The 13,617-nt window shown below is 71.8% G+C and carries 15 protein-coding genes; 5 read left to right on the top strand and 10 right to left on the bottom strand.

What is annotated here, in order from left to right:
- Positions 1-86: 86 nt before the first annotated feature.
- From CRP52_RS19925 to CRP52_RS19915, 3 genes are all read right to left on the bottom strand, one after another.
- Positions 87-1,310, bottom strand: a complete 1,224-nt coding sequence (locus tag CRP52_RS19925; RefSeq protein ID WP_097234600.1) for an IS4 family transposase — start codon at positions 1,308-1,310, stop codon at positions 87-89.
- A 158-nt stretch (positions 1,311-1,468) separates the two neighbouring features.
- On the bottom strand, positions 1,469-1,963 hold the full coding sequence (locus CRP52_RS19920) for a peptidylprolyl isomerase (protein ID WP_097237640.1): 495 nt from the start codon (positions 1,961-1,963) through the stop codon (positions 1,469-1,471).
- Positions 1,964-2,034: 71 nt separating this feature from the next.
- Positions 2,035-3,144 carry an oxidoreductase gene (locus CRP52_RS19915; protein ID WP_097237639.1) on the bottom strand — a complete coding sequence of 370 codons (1,110 nt, stop codon included), beginning with the start codon at positions 3,142-3,144 and terminating at the stop codon, positions 2,035-2,037.
- A gap of 114 nt (positions 3,145-3,258) precedes the next feature.
- On the opposite strand from CRP52_RS19915, the gene CRP52_RS19910 reads away from it, so the two are divergent.
- A complete protein-coding gene (locus CRP52_RS19910) occupies positions 3,259-3,654 on the top strand; it encodes a MerR family transcriptional regulator (RefSeq protein ID WP_097240202.1) in 396 nt (131 codons plus the stop codon).
- A gap of 44 nt (positions 3,655-3,698) precedes the next feature.
- Here the strand turns inward: CRP52_RS19910 and CRP52_RS19905 are convergent, their stop codons facing one another.
- The 4 genes from CRP52_RS19905 to CRP52_RS19890 all read right to left on the bottom strand — a co-directional run bounded on the left by CRP52_RS19905 (position 3,699) and on the right by CRP52_RS19890 (position 7,158).
- Positions 3,699-4,352 carry a class I SAM-dependent DNA methyltransferase gene (locus tag CRP52_RS19905; RefSeq protein ID WP_097237638.1) on the bottom strand — a complete coding sequence of 218 codons (654 nt, stop codon included), beginning with the start codon at positions 4,350-4,352 and terminating at the stop codon, positions 3,699-3,701.
- 33 nt (positions 4,353-4,385) lie between these two features.
- On the bottom strand, positions 4,386-4,898 hold the full coding sequence (locus CRP52_RS19900) for a GNAT family N-acetyltransferase (RefSeq protein WP_097237637.1): 513 nt from the start codon (positions 4,896-4,898) through the stop codon (positions 4,386-4,388).
- A gap of 84 nt (positions 4,899-4,982) precedes the next feature.
- The gene (locus CRP52_RS19895) at positions 4,983-5,843 is read right to left on the bottom strand and encodes an oxidoreductase (protein WP_097237636.1); all 861 of its coding nucleotides are present in this window, start codon (positions 5,841-5,843) and stop codon (positions 4,983-4,985) included.
- Between the two features lie 154 nt (positions 5,844-5,997).
- A complete protein-coding gene (locus tag CRP52_RS19890; protein WP_097237635.1) occupies positions 5,998-7,158 on the bottom strand; it encodes an acyl-CoA dehydrogenase family protein in 1,161 nt (386 codons plus the stop codon).
- Positions 7,159-7,397: 239 nt separating this feature from the next.
- Between CRP52_RS19890 and CRP52_RS19885 the strand changes: the two genes are divergently transcribed.
- The 3 genes from CRP52_RS19885 (at position 7,398) to CRP52_RS19875 (ending at position 9,832) form a co-directional block, all read left to right on the top strand.
- Positions 7,398-8,735: a UDP-glucose dehydrogenase family protein gene (locus CRP52_RS19885; protein WP_097237634.1), complete on the top strand. Its 1,338-nt coding sequence runs from the start codon at positions 7,398-7,400 to the stop codon at positions 8,733-8,735.
- Between the two features lie 147 nt (positions 8,736-8,882).
- Positions 8,883-9,374, top strand: coding sequence for a hypothetical protein (locus CRP52_RS19880; RefSeq protein ID WP_097237633.1), 492 nt, complete (start codon positions 8,883-8,885; stop codon positions 9,372-9,374).
- 44 nt (positions 9,375-9,418) lie between these two features.
- A complete protein-coding gene (locus CRP52_RS19875) occupies positions 9,419-9,832 on the top strand; it encodes a CoA-binding protein (protein ID WP_097237632.1) in 414 nt (137 codons plus the stop codon).
- Between the two features lies 1 nt (position 9,833).
- Here the strand turns inward: CRP52_RS19875 and CRP52_RS19870 are convergent, their stop codons facing one another.
- From CRP52_RS19870 to CRP52_RS19860, 3 genes are read right to left on the bottom strand one after another with little or no spacing between them, the layout of a single operon-like run.
- The gene (locus CRP52_RS19870; protein ID WP_097237631.1) at positions 9,834-11,048 is read right to left on the bottom strand and encodes a dipeptidase; all 1,215 of its coding nucleotides are present in this window, start codon (positions 11,046-11,048) and stop codon (positions 9,834-9,836) included.
- Positions 11,049-11,081: 33 nt separating this feature from the next.
- Positions 11,082-11,618, bottom strand: a complete 537-nt coding sequence (purE, locus tag CRP52_RS19865) for a 5-(carboxyamino)imidazole ribonucleotide mutase (protein WP_030058571.1) — start codon at positions 11,616-11,618, stop codon at positions 11,082-11,084.
- A complete protein-coding gene (locus CRP52_RS19860; protein WP_097237630.1) occupies positions 11,615-12,754 on the bottom strand; it encodes a 5-(carboxyamino)imidazole ribonucleotide synthase in 1,140 nt (379 codons plus the stop codon). Before CRP52_RS19860 ends, purE begins: the two co-directional genes overlap by 4 nt.
- 302 nt (positions 12,755-13,056) lie before the next feature.
- Here CRP52_RS19860 and CRP52_RS19855 point away from each other — a divergent pair, with 302 nt between their 5' ends.
- A complete protein-coding gene (locus CRP52_RS19855; protein ID WP_179852860.1) occupies positions 13,057-13,617 on the top strand; it encodes a GtrA family protein in 561 nt (186 codons plus the stop codon).

The following is a 13,617-nucleotide window of genomic DNA, read 5'->3' as shown; positions in this document are numbered from 1 at the left end:
GTTTGAGGGGCCAGTTGGACATCTTGCGTTTGATGACGCGGGGGCAGGTCCGTTGACGGCGCGGGGGTAGGAGGCGTTCGGTGATCTCAGCCAGGGTGCGGTTCAGCGCCCTGGTGAGTCTGCCGGGGGGAAAGCGCCGCCTGGGCGGGGACCTGGCGGCGCACGACCCGCAGACTGCGGGTGAAGGACAAGCGGTCGGGGTCCACGCCCTCATGCAGGGCGGCTTGGTGCATGAGTTGTCGGATGGCGTGGTGGACGAGCAGGAGGCCGTAGACCTCCTGCTCGACGCCCCACGGGTACTTCGAGCGCAGGACGAGTTTGGGTCCGCGCTGGTGGGTCTTGATCTCGTCCAGGGTGGTCTCGATCTCCCAGCGCTGGACGTAGAGCGCGGCCAACTCGGCGGCCGGTGCCTCCTCGGGGTCGAGGAGAGTGGTGATCAGGCGGTAGACGGTGCCATCACCGGTGGAGGCGAGGGTGTATTCGACGACCCGGACGGTCACCGGGTTGCGGCGACTCCTTCTGTCCGGTTCGGCGTGCACCGTGCTGAGGTACGAGCCGTCGCTGAGCACGCGCACGACGGGCAGGTTCGCGCTCTTGCGCACGCGCCACAGCAGGTCCGCGCCGGTGGCCCGTGCGTGCTGCCACAGCTCGAAGCCGTAGAAGCCCCGGTCGGCCAGCAGCAGCATCCCCTCGCGAAGCCGGTCGAACAGCTGCCGGGACAGGGACTGCTCGCTCGCCGACAGCGGACCGGTGACGGCGGCGAACACCGCGTGGGTGCCGCACTCGGCCAGCCCCACCACCCTGGCCTGCGGGAACGCGCTCGCTCCGCGTCCCGACACATGGCGGCCGAAGAAGGCGTCGTTGGCCTCGGTGTCCGCCAGGTCCAGCGTGGTGCCGTCCACCGCGACCAGGCGCCAGCGCCGGTACCAGGCCCCCGCTGTCCCGGGCACCGCCATCGGCCGACACACCCGCGCGAACAGCAACCGCAACGGCTCTGGACCCAGCCGCCGACGGGCCCGGCCGATCGCGGCGGTCGTGGGCACCCGCCACGACCGCCGCCCGTCCCCGAGCCCCTCGCCCAGCACCCGGGCGACCTCTTCATAGCCCTGCCCGAAGAACAGGCACATCGCCAGCACGAAGTACACGACCACCCGCGCCGGCAACAACCGGCTGCGTTTCTCGCCCCGCCCGGTCTCCGCGATCACCTCATCCACCAGACCCGGCGGAAACGCCCGGGTCAACACCCCGATCGCGATCCGGTCCGACAACCGCTCACCCGCAGGCGACTTGACCTGTCCCACCCTCGCCACACCACAACCAACGAGACAGGGACACCAAAGTCACTGGCATTGGGCCTAGGACCCGTCCGGCGACCCGTGTTCGCGTGAAACGCCACCGCCCCGGAGCGGGAAGTCGGACGGGCCGACTTCCCACTCCGGGGCGATACGTGTGCCAGGGGCAGCCGTGATTACTCGACCACGCCGGACTTGGCGATGGTGATCTTGGCCGAGGTGCGGCCGCTCTGCGAGCCGAGCGACTCGATCTTCTTCACCAGGTCCATGCCCTCGACGACCTCGCCGAAGACGACGTGCTTGCCGTCCAGCCAGTCGGTGACGATGGTGGTGATGAAGAACTGCGAGCCGTTGGTGTTGCGGCCGGCGTTGGCCATCGAGAGCAGGCCCGGGCGGTCGTGCTTGAGCTTGAAGTTCTCGTCCGCGAACTTCTCGCCGTAGATGCTCTTGCCGCCGGTGCCGTTGTGGTTGGTGAAGTCACCGCCCTGCAGCATGAAGGCCGGGATGACGCGGTGGAAACCGGAGCCCTCGTAGCCGAAGCCGTTCTGGCCGGTGGCCAGCTCGCGGAAGTTCTGGGCCGTCTTCGGGACGACCTCGTCGAACAGCTTGAAGACGATGCGGCCGGCCGGCTCGTCGTTGATGGTGATGTCGAAGAAAACGTTGGAACTCATGCAGGGATCATGGCACGAGCGGTCGGCTCCCGCGCGGCACCCCCGGCCGGGCGGCGGCACGGGGCGCCGTGTTATCCGGCGTGCTGCGCGCCCAGCGCGGGGTAGTCGGTGTACCCCTCGGCGCCGCCGGTGTACATCAGCCCGTCGCGGACCTGGTTGAGCGGAGCGCCGGTGCGCAGGCGCTCGACCAGGTCGGGATTGGCGAGGAAGCCGCGGCCGAAGGAGATCAGGTCCGCGCCCGCCGCCAGCAGCCGCTCTGCCGCGGCCCGGCCGCCGTCCGCGGGCAGCGGCCCGCCCCAGCCCAGCACCGGGTTGGCGATCACGGCGCCCGGCCAGGATGTGCGGAGCTCCTGGAAGACGGCGTCCTCCGGGTCGGCGAAGACCACGTGCAGGTAGGCGAGGCCGTCCTCGGCGAGCTCGCCGACCAGAGCGCGGTAGATCTCCGCGGTGTCCCCCTCGGCCATGCCCTGCCCGGTGAAGCCGGGCGAGACCCGCAGGCCGACCCGCGCCGGGCCGATCTCCGCCGCCACCGCCCGGACCACCTCGACCACGAAGCGGATCCGGTTCGCCACCGGGCCGCCGTACCCGTCGGTGCGCAGATTGGTGTTCCGGGCGAGGAACTGGTGCAGCAGGTAGCCGTTGGCGCCGTGCACCTCGACCCCGGCGAAACCCGCCTCGACGGCGTTGCGGGCGGCCGCCGCGAAGTCGGCCACGGTCTGCCGGATCTCCTCCGCGGTGAGCTCCCTCGGGACGACGGCCTCCCGGGGCCCGCCCGGGGTGTGGACCGGCTCCGGGAAGGCGACCGGCGAGGGCGCGACCGGCTGCAGGCCGCTGTTCTCCGGGTGGCCGATCCGGCCACCGTGCTGCAGCTGCAGGAACATCCGGCCGCCGGCCGCGGCGACCGCCCCGGTCACGGTGCGCCAGCCGGCCACGTGCTCGGGAGCGTGGACGGCCGGGATGTCGGCGTACGTCCGGCCGACCCGGTTCGGGGTGGCGGCCTCGGCGATGATCAGCCCGGCCCCGGCGCGCTGCGCGTAGTACTCGGCCATGATCGGCCGCGGAACACCGTCGGCGCCGGCCCGGGTGCGGGTCATCGGAGCCATCACCAGGCGGTTGGGAAGGTGGAGCGGGCCGAGTTCGGCGGGCTGGAAGAGGCCGGCGGTCTTGGTGTTCGTCGTCATGCCGGAACCGTAGAAGCTAACATCCATGTCAGGTTCAAGGCCCTTGGGGGGCAAAGGCCAAGGCCCTTCGAGGCTCGGATCGGACGGCTCGGATCGGATGACGGGGTGGACGGCATGCGGATCGGCGAACTGGCCCGGCGGACGGGCGTGAGCGAGCGCTCGCTGCGCTACTACGAGCAGCAGGGGCTGCTGGTCGCCCGCCGCACCGCGGGCGGCCACCGGGAGTACCCGGAGATGGCCGTCGACCGGGTCGTGCACATCCAGGAGCTGTTCGCGGCCGGGCTGCACAGCCGCACCATCTACAAGATCCTCCCCTGCATGCGGGACTCCGACGGCGGCCCGAACGAGACCGCGACCCCGCTGCTGGTCGAGGAGCTCACCGCGGAGCGCGAGCGGATCGACCGGATGATCGGCGACCTGCTGCGCTCGCGCGCCGTCCTGGACGAGGTGATCGTGAACGCCTCCGGACAACTGCCGGCGGCGGCACGGCCGTCGTCCAGGGCCGCCTGAGCCCAGGCGGGCCGGGCCCAGGCGGGGCTCAGGCGGGACCTGGCTCAGCCGGCCGGCTTGCGGGCGAACAGGTAGGCCTGCGGGGTCTTCTCCTCGGCGCCCGGCTCGCGGACGGTACGGGAGGTGACCGGCAGGCCCGCCTCGCGGGCCAACTCCTCGACGTGCTCCGGCCGCAGGCGGCGGAAGTCCAGCGAGACCGGGCGGCCGAAGGGCTGGTCCAGGCGCAGCGGTTCGTCGCCGACCTGGAAGGCGACCAGCAGGTGGCCGCCGGGGGCCAGCACCCGGGCGAACTCGGCGAACACCTCCGGCAGGCGCTCCGCCGGGGTGTGGATGATCGAGTACCAGGCCACCGCACCGGTCAACTCGCCGTCCCGGAAGGGGAGGTCGAAGAGCGAGCCGACACTGAACGGCACCTCCGGGTGGTCCTCCCGGGCCAGCTCGACCATCCGCGGCGAGAGGTCGATCCCGCACACGTCCAGGCCGAGCCGGTGCAGGTGGCCCGTCACCCGGCCCGGGCCGCAGCCGAGTTCGGCCGTCCTGGCGTCCGGACGCTCGGCGCGGACCAGGTCGGCGAAGAGCGCCAGCATCGCCCGGTCCGTCGGCATGCTGTCCATCGCGTCCCGGAAGCGGTCGGTGTACTCGGTGGCGATGGCGTCGTAGAACGCCCTGGTCGTGGTGAGGAAGTCCGGCTCGGTCATGCTCCGGCACCCTACCCGCGGCCCGGGCGCGGCCTACAGGTCCAGCTCCGCGATCGCTTGGTCGCCGCTCAGCTCACCGGTCGGGCGGAAGCCGAGGCGGGCGTAGAAGCCCGCCGGGCCGTCCGGGCCGGGCACGTAGCTGACCGTGGCGCGGGTGCCGCCGCGGCGGCGGATCTCCGCGCACACCTGCTCCACGGCGAAGCGGCCGTAGCCCCCGCGCTGGGCGTCGGCGTCGATCAGCAGGCGCCACAGCCCGGAGCGGGGACGGTCGCCGGGCTGCTCGGGGTTGAAGCGGATGTCGAAGAAGGCCATCACGAAGCCCACCGGCCGTCCGCCGTCCAGGATCAGCCGGGGCCAGGCGGTCTCCCCGTGGGCGTACGCCTCGGCCAGCGACTTCACCACCGGCGCGACCAGGCCCTCCTGCCCGGGGCGCACCCGCAGGGCGAGGGCGGCGTCGATGTTCTCGGGGGTGATGACGGCCAGGCTGAGCGTGGCGGAGGCGGTAGCCGCGGAGGGTGCGGAAGGCGCGGAGGGCACGGTTGACATGGCGGGCAGCCTAGGGAACCGGGCTGCCCGGCGTCGCGCGAATTGTTCGGGAGCGCACCCTGGGTGTCCGGGACGGGCCGCCCGTCACTCCCCGGCCGGGAAGTCGGTGCCGCGGCCGACCTCCGCCCAGGCCTCGGCCTCCTGTCGTGCGGCGTCCAGCTGCCCGAGGACGGCGTCCACGGCGTCGTTGCCGAGGGCGAGCCGCAGCGGGGTCCGCTCGGCGGCCAGGGCGGCCAGGATCGCCGCGGCGGCCTTCGTCGGGTCGCCGGGCTGCTTGCCGTCGGAGTCCGGCAGGCCGGTGCGGACCGGGCCGACCACCGGCTCGTACGCGGCGATCGGGGTGGTGTGGGCGAGCGCGCCGCCGCCCGCGAAGCCGGTCCGGAACGCGCCGGGCTCGACGACCAGCACCTTGATCCCGAACCCGGCGACCTCCTGGGCCAGCGCCTCGGACAGCCCCTCCAGCGCGAACTTGGTGGCCGAGTAGGCGCCCACGCCGGGGAACGAGAAGCGGCCGCCCATGCTGCTCATCTGCACCACCGCGCCCGAGCCCTGGGCCCGCATGTGCGGCAGCACCGCGCGGGTGAGCGCGGCCGGGCCGAAGAAGTGCAGGTCCATCAGGTCCCGCAGCTCGCGGTCGGTGTACTCCTCGACGGCGCCGATCAGGCCGCGCCCGGCGTTGTTCACCAGGACGTCGATCCGGCCGAGCCGGGACAGGGCCTCCTCGACGGCGGCGGAGATCTGGTCGTGGTCGGTGACGTCCAGCCGGACCGGGACGACCCGGCCGGGGTGGGCGGCCGCCAGCTCGGCCAGGGTCTCGGGCCGGCGGGCGGCGGCGACCACGGTGTCGCCGGCGGCGATCGCGGCCTCGGCGATGGCCTGGCCGAAGCCGGAGTTGGCGCCGGTGATCAGCCAGACCTTGCCGGTGGTTCCCTCGTTCGCGGTCATCCGCGTTCCTCCGTACTCAGTTGCACCACAGCGAAGTTGACGATCATTTATACGGCACCACGCGGTCTCCGACCGGGCGGGGCCGGGAAACGCACGGAGCCCCCGGCCGAGGAGGAATCGGCCGGGGGCTCCGGGGAGTCGGAGGCAGGGCGGGTTACGGCAGGTTGCGGGCCATGACGATGCGCTGGACCTGGTTGGTGCCCTCGTAGATCTGCGTGATCTTCGCGTCCCGCATCATCCGCTCCACCGGGTAGTCCCGCGTGTACCCGTAACCACCCAGCAGCTGCACCGCGTCCGTGGTGACCTCCATCGCCACGTCCGACGCGAAACACTTCGCCGCCGCACCGAAGAACGTCAGATCCGCATCCCCGCGCTGCGACTTCGCCGCCGCCACGTACGTCATCTGACGCGCCGCCTCCAGCTTCATCGCCATGTCCGCCAGCATGAACTGGACGCCCTGGAACTCGGCGATCGCCTTCCCGAACTGCCTGCGCTCCTTCACATAACCCTTGGCGTAGTCCAGCGCACCCTGCGCGATCCCCACCGCCTGCGCGGCGATGGTCACCCGGGTGTGGTCCAGCGTCCGCATCGCCGTCGCGAAACCCGTACCCTCCGCACCGATCATCCGGTCCGCCGGAATCCGCACGTTGTCGAAGTACACCTCACGCGTCGGCGAACCCTTGATCCCCAGCTTCTTCTCCGGCGCACCGAACGACACCCCCTCGTCGCCCTTCTCCACCACGAACGCCGAGATCCCCTTCGACCGCGCCGACGGATCCGTCACCGCCATCACCGTGTAGAACTCCGACACCCCGGCATTGGTGATCCAGCGCTTCACCCCGTTCAGCACCCAGAAGTCACCGTCCCGCACCGCCCGGGTCTTCATCCCCGCCGCATCCGAACCCGCCTCCGGCTCCGACAGGCAGTACGAGAACATCCCCTCACCCCGGGCCAGCGCCCCCAGGTACTTCGCCTTCAGCTCCTCCGAGCCCGACAACTGCACCGGCAGCGACCCCAGCTTGTTCACCGCCGGGATCAACGAGGACGAACCGCACACCCGCGCGACCTCCTCGATCACGATCACCGTCGCCAGCGCATCCGCCCCCGCACCGCCGTACTCCTCCGGCACGTGCACCGCATGCAGGTCATTGCCCCGCAACGCGTCCAACGCCTCCTGCGGGAACCGACCCTGCTCGTCCACCTCCGCCGCGAACGGAGCGATCTTCGCCTCGGCCAGCGAACGCACCGCCTCACGAAGCATCTCGTGCTCCTCGGAGATACGGAAGAGATCGAAGTCAGCCGCGCTGCCCGCCATGATGCCTGCCTCGTCGTCCAGTGATCGAAGTCCCGTTACCGAAAACCCGGGGTTAACTACCGTTCAGTAGAGATCCTAGGGCTCCGACCTGCGGCTGCCTAGCGTCCCGGGCGTGCGGGCGATCTCTGCCCGCCCGGACGGGGCGGATAGCATCAGGGGCGTCCGCACCGGCCCGGTCGCACCCCAGGCCGGCCGGATCCGCAATCCAGACCGGTCGAGTCCGCCTCCAGGGAGAACCCGTGACCCTCCGCATCTCCGTGATCGGCACCGGCTACCTCGGCGCCACGCATGCCGCCGCGATGGCCGAGTTCGGCTTCGAGGTGCTGGGTCTGGACATCGACCCCGACAAGATCGCCCTGCTCACCGCCGGTCGCGTCCCGATGTACGAGCCGGGGCTGTCCGAGCTGCTGCTCAAGCACGTGGCCGGGCACGAGGGTTCGACCGGGCGGCTGCGCTTCACCACCTCCGCCCAGGAGGCCGCCGAATTCGGCGACGTGCACTTCATCTGCGTCAACACCCCGCAGCGCAAGGGCGAGTTCGCCGCCGACATGTCGTACGTCGACACCGCGATCGACGAGCTCGCGCCGCACCTGACCCGGCCCGCCCTGGTGGTCGGCAAGTCGACCGTCCCGGTGGGCTCGGCGAGCCGGCTGGCCGAGCGGCTGACCGCGCTGGCGCCGGTCGGCGAGGGCGCCGAACTCGCCTGGAACCCCGAGTTCCTGCGCGAGGGCTTCGCCGTCCAGGACACCCTGCGGCCGGACCGGATCGTGATCGGCACCCAGAGCGAGCGGGCCGAGCGGCTGCTGCGCGAGGTGTACGCCGAGCCGATCTCCGCCGGGGTGCCGTTCGTGGTCACCGACTTCGCGACCGCCGAGCTGGTCAAGGCGGCCGCCAACTCCTTCCTGGCCACCAAGATCTCCTTCATCAACGCGATGGCCGAGGTCTGCGAGGCGGCCGGCGCGGACGTCACCCAGCTCAGCAAGGCGCTCTCCTACGACGAGCGGATCGGCGGCAAGTTCCTCAACTCCGGCCTCGGCTTCGGCGGCGGCTGCCTGCCCAAGGACATCCGCGCGTTCATGGCCCGGGCCGGCGAGCTCGGCGCCGACCAGGCGCTGACCTTCCTGCGCGAGGTCGACTCGATCAACATGCGCCGCCGCTCCCGGATGGTCGAGCTGGCCCGCGAGCAGTGCGGCGGCGGCTTCCTGGGCCGCCGGGTCGCCGTGCTCGGCGCCGCCTTCAAGCCCAACTCGGACGACATCCGGGACTCCCCCGCCCTCAACGTCGCCGCCCAGATCCAGCTCCAGGGCGCCCAGGTCACCGTCTACGACCCGAAGGCCGTGGACAACGCCCGCAAGATGTTCCCCTCGCTCACCTACGCCGACTCCGCCCTGGAGGCCGCCGAGGGCGCCCACGTCGTCCTGCACCTCACCGAGTGGGCCGAGTTCCGCGAGCTGGACCCGGCCGAGCTCGGCGCCGTGGTCGCCGAGCGCCGCCTCCTCGACGGCCGCAACGTCCTCGACGCCGACGCCTGGCGCGCCGCCGGCTGGACCTACCGCGCCCTCGGCCGACCGAGCTGACCCCTCCCGCTCCGCGCGCCCGCCCCCGACCCCCGGAGGCGGGCGCTTCCGTTTGCCCCGCCCCAAAGAATTTGAACACGTTCAGTCCTCGTGCGAGGATCTGGGCGCCGGCAGTGAAGCCGGTACCGGAGACCGGGGGGGTTCTTCATGCACACCGAACGCGCTGACGGGGTCGACAGGACCGACAGGCGGGCCAAGCGGGCCGGACGGGCCACCAGGCTGTCGCTGACACTGCTGGGCGTCGTCCTGATCGCGCCGCTCGCCTGCTTCGGCTTCCTCGCGCTCCTCCTGACCCAGGGCGGCAAGCCCCACGCGGCCACCTGCTCGGAGGCGATGGGGTTCGCGGGCGGCTCGATGCCCGCCGAGGCCACCGAGACCGTCTGCACGGACGACGGCGGCTGGCTGGACCGCGGCTACACCGTGGAGTTCCGGATGCCCCGGGCCGAGCTGGCCACCCGACTGGCCGCCGCCTTCCCGCGGGTCCGACTCGGCACCGACAACGCCACCGGCCTGAGCTTCGCCAACGCCCAGGAGACGGATGCCGCGCGCCCGGGCGGGCAGGCCATGTTCCTCTACCTGGACGCCACCTACGACGCCGGCGGCACCGCCCGGGTCAAGCTCCGCGCCTTCGACGCCTGAGCCCGGACCGGAATCCCACACCCCCGGGCGTCGTTGGCACCGGCATGACGAGCTACGGCGACGAAGCGACGGTCCGCGAGATCCTCACCGGCACCGGGGACACCTGGGCCGTGGTCGGCCTGTCCACCAACACCTCCCGGGCGGCGTACGGGGTCGCCCGGGTGCTGCAGAAGTACGGCAAGCGGATCGTGCCGGTGCATCCGAAGGCCGAGACGGTCCTCGGCGAGCCCGGGTACCGGACGCTCGCCGAAGTGCCGTTCCCCGTCGACGTGGTGGACGTGTTCGTGAACAGCGCGCTGGCCGGGGAGGTGGCCGACCAGGCGGTGGCCGTCGGGGCGAAGGCGGTCTGGTTCCAGCTGGGGGTGGTGGACGAGGCCGCATACGCGCGGACCCGTGAGGCCGGGCTGGCCATGGTGATGGACAGGTGCCCGGCCATCGAGATCCCGCTGCTGGGCTGAGTCAGTCCGCCTGGCCGTCCAGCTGGGCGATGGTGGCGATGGACGGCCGGCGGCTCGCCCGCAGGCCGGTGGCGACCGACTCGGCGTCGCGCAGGACGCGGACGGCGTTGTGCCAGGTGAGCTTGGCCAGGTCGGCCTCCGACCAGTGCCGGCCCAGGAGTTCGGCGATCAGGTTGGGGTAGCCGGCCACCGAGTCGAGGCCGTCGGGCAGGAAGGCGGTGCCGTCGAAGTCGCCGCCGATGCCGATGTGGTCGATGCCGGCGACCTCGCGCATGTGGTCGAGGTGGTCGGCGACGGTGGCCGGGGTGGCGATCGGGCGCGGGTGCCCGGCCTCGAAGGCGTGCTGGATCTGCATGGCCGCCGGGGTGGTGTCCAGCGGGTGGAAGCCGTGGGCTCGCATGTTCTCGTCAGCAGCCAGGGTCCACTCGATGGCCGCGGGCAGGATGAACTTCGGCACGAAGGTGGCCATCGCCACGCCGCCGTTGGCGGGCAGCTGGGCGAGCACGTCGTCCGGGATGTTGCGCGGGTGGTCGCAGACCGCGCGCGAGGAGGAGTGCGAGAAGACCACGGGCGCCTCGGTGACCCGCAGGGCGTCCCGCATGGTGTCGGCGGAGACGTGCGAGAGGTCGACCAGCATGCCGAGCCGGTTCATCTCCCGGACGACCTCCTCGCCGAACCGGGTGAGCCCGCCGGCCACCGGCTTGTCGGTGGCGGAGTCGGCCCACGGCACGTTGTCGTTGTGGGTGAGCGTCAGGTAGCGCACGCCCAGCTCGTACAGGGCGCGCAGGGTGGCCAGCGAGCAGTCGATGGAGTGGCCGCCCTCGGCGCCCATCAGGGAGGCGATCCGGCCCTCGGCGCGGGCGGCCTCCATGTCGGCGGCGGTGCGGGCCAGGCGCAGCCGGTCGGGGTAGCGCTCGACCAGGGCGTGGACGAAGTCGATCTGCTCCAGCGTGGCGCTCACCGCGTGGTCGCCGGCCAGCGAGGCGGGGACGAAGACGGACCAGAACTGCGCGCCGACCCCGCCCTCCGCGAGGCGGGCGAGGTCGGTGTGCAGGTGGCCGCTCTGGTCGGCGGCGAGGTCGAGCGCGCCGAGGTCGTACCCTGCCTGCTCGCGCATCGCCCACGGGAGGTCGTTGTGGCCGTCCACCACGGGGGCGGTGCGCAGCAGGGCGCGGGCGGCGGCCAGCGGGGTGGCGGAGTCCGTCTGAGAGGTCATACGGGCTGTTCTACCCCACCCCGTCGGCGGGTCTTACTTGCCGAAGCCGAAGGAGCTGGAGCCGGCCACCTTGGCCCGGAGCTTCTTGCCCTTCTCGGTGGCCTGGGTGTTCAGCTCGGCCTGGAAGTCGGCCATCCGCTCGGTGAGTTCGGGGTCGAAGGCGGCGAGCATCCGGACCGCGAGCAAGCCCGCGTTGCGGGCGCCGGCCACCGAGACGGTCGCGACCGGCACACCGGCCGGCATCTGGACGATCGACAGCAGGCTGTCCATGCCGTCCAGGTAGCGCAGCGGCACCGGGACGCCGATGACCGGCAGCGGGGTGACGGAGGCGAGCATGCCCGGCAGGTGGGCGGCGCCGCCGGCGCCCGCGATGATCGCTTTCAGGCCGCGCTTGTGGGCGTTCTCGCCGTACGCGACCATCTCGCGGGGCATCCGGTGGGCGGAGACGACGTCTACCTCGTACGGGATCTCGAACTCGTCGAGGGCCTGGGCGGCGGCCTCCATGACCGGCCAGTCGGAGTCCGAACCCATCACGATGCCGACGACGGGGCTCGTAGCGGTGGAGGTCATTCGGTGATCGTTCCTCGCAGGTAGGCGGCCGCGTGGCGGGCGCGCTCGCGGACGTCTTCGAGGTCGTCCCCGAAGACGTTGACGTGGCCGACCTTGCGGCCGGGCTTCACGTCCTTCCCGTACATGTGGATCCGCAGCCCGGGGTCGCGGGCCATGCAGTGCAGGAAGGCGTGGTACATGTCCGGGTAGTCGCCGCCGAGGACGTTGACCATGACGGTCCACTTGGCGCGCGGCCGGGGGTCGCCGAGCGGGAGGTCGAGGACGGCCCGCAGGTGGTTCTCGAACTGCGAGGTGACCGCGCCGTCCTGGGTCCAGTGGCCGGAGTTGTGCGGGCGCATGGCCAGTTCGTTGACCAGGATGCGGCCGTCCCGGGTCTGGAACAGTTCGACGGCGAGGTGGCCGGTGATGCCGAGTTCGCCGGCGATGCGCAGGGCGAGCTGCTGGGCCTCGTCGGACAGGGCCGGGTCGAGGTCCGGCGCGGGGGCGGTGACCTCGGCGCAGACGCCGTTCTCCTGGACGCTCTCCACCACCGGGTAGGCGACGGCCTGTCCGCTGGGCGAGCGGACCACGTTGGCGGCCAGCTCGCGGACGAAGTCGACCTTCTCCTCGGCGAGGACGGGGACGCCGGCCAGGAAGGGGGCCTGCGCCTCCTGCTCGTTGTCCACGACCCAGACGCCCTTGCCGTCGTAGCCGCCGCGGACGGTCTTGAGGACGACGGGGTAGCCCTCGCCCTCGTCGGCGAAGGCGGTGACGTCGGCCGGGTCGGCGACGATCCGGTGCCGGGGGCAGGGGACGTCGATGGAGTCCAGCTTTGCCCGCATCACGCCCTTGTCCTGGGCGTTGACCAGCGCGTCCGGGCCGGGGCGGACGGCGATGCCGTCGGCCTCCAGGGCGCGCAGGTGCTCGGTGGGGACGTGCTCGTGGTCGAAGGTGATCACGTCGCAGTCGGCGGCGAAGCGGCGCAGGGTGTCGAGGTCGCGGTAGTCACCGAGGACGACGTCGGAGACCACCTGTGCGGCGGAGTCCTGGGGCGTGTCGGCGAGGAGTTTGAACCTGACCCCGAGCGGGATGCCCGCCTGGTGTGCCATGCGGGCCAGCTGCCCGCCACCGATCATGCCGACCACTGGAAAATTCACATTGCCCGGGGAAGTCACCAGGCCAGGATATCCGGGCCGGTGGGGGGTGTTTCCGCCGCAGGTCGGCGCTGTGGAGCGGACGCGCGTAGACCTCGCGTGGACGTCGCGTGGACCCCCCGTGGACCTCGCACGGCCATCAACCCAGGAGTCAAGCGGCTCAGCCGTTCGGTGGAAGCGGGTAGCCTGGACGGCTAGGTCCTGGTCTACGCGGTCTGATCATGTGCGTGCACGCAGGGCTCAAGGGGCGGCCGCGCCGCCGCGTTCAGCCCTTTCGTCCCGCACGCACATGGAGGCAGTCCGGTATGGCGACGACCACAGCTTCGAAACCCTCACTCGCGCAGAAGCTGCGTGGGCTCCAGGGCGAAGTCGTGAAGTTCGGCATCGTCGGCCTGAGCGGCGTGGTGGTCAACTTCGCCGTCTTCTGGGTCTGCATCAACGGCCTGGGCCTGGCCTCGGTGCGCTCGAACATCGCGGCGACGGTGATCGCGATCGCCACCAACTACCTCGGCTACCGCTACTGGCTGTACCGGGACCGCGACGCCGCCTCGCGCAAGCGGGAGATCACGCTCTTCCTCGTCTACAGCGGCATCGGCATGCTGATCGAGACCGGCGTGCTCGGCTTCTCGGTGTACGTGCTGCGCCTGGACTCGCACTACGAGCAGCTGGGCGCCAAGGTGATCGGCCTGGCGGTGGCCACCGTCTTCCGCTTCGTCTCGTACCGCACCTGGGTGTTCAAGGCCGCGCCGGAACCGGTCGAACTGCCCACCCAGCAGGCGACGGGCACCGCCGGCGACCAGGGCCTGACCGCCCAGGCCGAACTGCTGCTGGCCACCGAGCCGGTCCGCTACGCCAAGGCCGACTAG

This window comes from Streptomyces sp. 1331.2 (genome assembly GCF_900199205.1).
Classification (GTDB): domain Bacteria; phylum Actinomycetota; class Actinomycetes; order Streptomycetales; family Streptomycetaceae; genus Kitasatospora.
The sequence above is the reverse complement of the archived record's forward strand: the minus strand, read 5'-3'. Positions and strand labels throughout refer to the sequence as shown.

What these genes read in the sequence shown, in the direction of transcription:
- CRP52_RS19915 (WP_097237639.1), bottom strand. Translation starts at nt 3,144, where the DNA reads ATGACGACGAACACCAAGACCGCCGGCCTCTTCCAGCCCGCCGAACTC.
- CRP52_RS19910 (WP_097240202.1), top strand. Translation starts at nt 3,259, where the DNA reads ATGCGGATCGGCGAACTGGCCCGGCGGACGGGCGTGAGCGAGCGCTCG.
- CRP52_RS19875 (WP_097237632.1), top strand. Translation starts at nt 9,419, where the DNA reads ATGACGAGCTACGGCGACGAAGCGACGGTCCGCGAGATCCTCACCGGC.
- CRP52_RS19900 (WP_097237637.1), bottom strand. Translation starts at nt 4,898, where the DNA reads ATGTCAACCGTGCCCTCCGCGCCTTCCGCACCCTCCGCGGCTACCGCC.
- CRP52_RS19920 (WP_097237640.1), bottom strand. Translation starts at nt 1,963, where the DNA reads ATGAGTTCCAACGTTTTCTTCGACATCACCATCAACGACGAGCCGGCC.
- CRP52_RS19890 (WP_097237635.1), bottom strand. Translation starts at nt 7,158, where the DNA reads ATGGCGGGCAGCGCGGCTGACTTCGATCTCTTCCGTATCTCCGAGGAG.
- CRP52_RS19870 (WP_097237631.1), bottom strand. Translation starts at nt 11,048, where the DNA reads ATGACCTCTCAGACGGACTCCGCCACCCCGCTGGCCGCCGCCCGCGCC.
- CRP52_RS19880 (WP_097237633.1), top strand. Translation starts at nt 8,883, where the DNA reads ATGCACACCGAACGCGCTGACGGGGTCGACAGGACCGACAGGCGGGCC.
- CRP52_RS19855 (WP_179852860.1), top strand. Translation starts at nt 13,057, where the DNA reads ATGGCGACGACCACAGCTTCGAAACCCTCACTCGCGCAGAAGCTGCGT.
- CRP52_RS19905 (WP_097237638.1), bottom strand. Translation starts at nt 4,352, where the DNA reads ATGACCGAGCCGGACTTCCTCACCACGACCAGGGCGTTCTACGACGCC.
- purE (WP_030058571.1), bottom strand. Translation starts at nt 11,618, where the DNA reads ATGACCTCCACCGCTACGAGCCCCGTCGTCGGCATCGTGATGGGTTCG.
- CRP52_RS19895 (WP_097237636.1), bottom strand. Translation starts at nt 5,843, where the DNA reads ATGACCGCGAACGAGGGAACCACCGGCAAGGTCTGGCTGATCACCGGC.